This window comes from Pseudodesulfovibrio pelocollis (assembly GCF_030282845.1).
In the GTDB taxonomy this organism is placed as follows: Bacteria; Desulfobacterota; Desulfovibrionia; order Desulfovibrionales; family Desulfovibrionaceae; genus Pseudodesulfovibrio; species Pseudodesulfovibrio pelocollis.
Map to the genome: position 1 here is coordinate 1 of NZ_JASTWE010000096.1, position 2,008 is coordinate 2,008.

2 protein-coding genes are annotated in these 2,008 nt (G+C 57.9%); both read right to left on the bottom strand.

From position 1 onward, the window contains the following. Nucleotides 1-131 precede the first annotated feature (131 nt). Nucleotides 132-794: a flavodoxin family protein gene (locus QQS14_RS16290; protein ID WP_285908073.1), complete on the bottom strand. Its 663-nt coding sequence runs from the start codon at nucleotides 792-794 to the stop codon at nucleotides 132-134. An 11-nt stretch (nucleotides 795-805) separates the two neighbouring features. Then, on the bottom strand, nucleotides 806-1,486 hold the full coding sequence (locus QQS14_RS16295; protein ID WP_285908074.1) for a substrate-binding domain-containing protein: 681 nt from the start codon (nucleotides 1,484-1,486) through the stop codon (nucleotides 806-808). Nucleotides 1,487-2,008 lie beyond the last annotated feature (522 nt).

Sequence of the window (2,008 nt, forward strand, 5' to 3'; positions counted from 1 at the left end):
AGATTTAATTGCGGAACGCACACTAGATAGCGGCACACCACACAAGCAGGGCCGGAGCGCAAGCTCCGGCCCTTGTCGTCATTGGGCGAATTACCATCACTCCCCCCCGGCCTCACCTCGTTGCACGGGGATCAACCCCACCCTTTCTTCTCCCAGTATTCGTACTGGTAGGGCCATTGGTCCTTGTGTTGGTGTATTTTGTCCTGAAATGCCAGCCTGTTGGCGTCAATGTCCACGCGTTGGTCAAAATAGGGCCGCCCTGTGGCTATGTCTTCCGCCAGGGCTTGCCCCAGGGAGAAGGACAGGCTCTCGGCACGCGCCACGGCCTCTTCGCCTTCCGTGACCAGGGCTCCGGCCGTGCCCGTGACATAGGCCCCGAGGTCGTTGAAGTTGTTGGCGAGAAAACGGGTGACGACGCCATGGTCGCGACCGGCCGTGCAGACGGCGGCGCAGTATTTGCCATCGAAATACTGGCAGTGGATGACATCGGCCATGCGGTCGATGAGCGCCTTCATGGGCGCATTCACGCAAAATGAGTAGTTTGGAGAGCCCCAGACCATGCCGTCGGCCGCCAGCATCTTTTCCAGCAGCGCGGCATAGTCGTCATCGAAAACGCATTTGCCGGTGGCGAAACATTTGCGGCAGCCAATACAGTACTCGACGTGGCTCTTGCGCAGATCAACGTATTCCGTTTCTGCACCGACCGACGCAGCGCCGTCAAGCACCGCCTGGACAAGCCGCCGGGTCTGGCTTGCCTTTCCCTTGGGGCTGGAGTTGATGCCGAGGATGCGCATGTCTGTCTCCTTCAGTACGGCTCGTACCCATTTTCAAGGAACACGGTGCGGGCCTCGTCCGTTTCCAGGAATTCCAGAAAAGCCCTGGCCAATTCGGGGTTGGGCGCATTTCGCATCACCGTCACCGGAATCCGGCGCAGACCCATGGGGCCGTCGATGGGGATGAACTCGCCCTCGCCTGGGTCAAGCTGCTCGGCCCAGGTTTTGTATGTCACCCAGGCGTCCAGGTTGTTGTGTGTCTTCCAGGCCGTAAAACCCTGACGGCCCGTAACGACGAAAACCGTTGTATTGGCGTTGGCCTTCCCGCGAAGGTCGGCCATGTTCTCAAGGCTCACGTCCAGGATGCGCATGCCGGGCGCGGCCAGATCACCGAGGCTTTTCACGCCTTTCGGGTTGCCCTGCCGCACGATGATCCCCACCCGCCGGGCGGCAGGATAGATGATGGCGGATTCGTCGAGAAGCGTCGGGTAATCCCGGATGAAATCGTCCATCATGTATTCCGCGCCGGTGTAATAGACATCGCCGTTCTTCGCAGCCTGATCCGCCTGCTTGGCCGGTTCGCCGAATTGCACATCCACCGCCACGCCCTGCCGGGCACCGAAGATCTCCGCGCACTGGCAAATGGCCGGATAGGGGCCGCCCGGTCCGTAGACCGCAAGCGAGGCGGCCCTGGCTTCACCATTCAAGACCATACATACACTCCATAACGCCATGACGGCACACGCCAACACGCGAGATCGCATGCCCTGGCGCAAGTTCGCCCCCGGCGAGCCGCGTTCTGCTTCTTGATACATGGAGCCGTCATATTTGAGAAAACAAATGAAATCAAGATAGCGCTGCTCCGCGTTTAAAGAAATGCAAAAAAGAAACGCATTTGCCTGCCCACAAGCGCCTCACCCCCAGACCGGCTGGAAGCTGAACCACACGTTCCTGGGTGTTATGGCGAAGAACGGAAAAACAGGAGCCGGGGAGTTTTCCAAAGCATCATCATTTATTCTTTTGGATATTGGCTTCCCTAAGGCGATGATATATATCGACTGAAAACCTCAACCCACTACACCATGAAAAATATACCACAATACCACGAACTGATGATTCCGACGATCCAGGTCATTGACGAGCTTGGAGGATCAGGAACCAACCAGGAAATTGCCGAGGGAGTGATCCAGTTCACTTGTCCCCTTTTGAACCAGAAGGCTCTACTCGGCAATGGA

What these genes read in the sequence shown, in the direction of transcription:
- QQS14_RS16290 (WP_285908073.1), bottom strand. Translation starts at nt 794, where the DNA reads ATGCGCATCCTCGGCATCAACTCCAGCCCCAAGGGAAAGGCAAGCCAG.
- QQS14_RS16295 (WP_285908074.1), bottom strand. Translation starts at nt 1,486, where the DNA reads ATGGTCTTGAATGGTGAAGCCAGGGCCGCCTCGCTTGCGGTCTACGGA.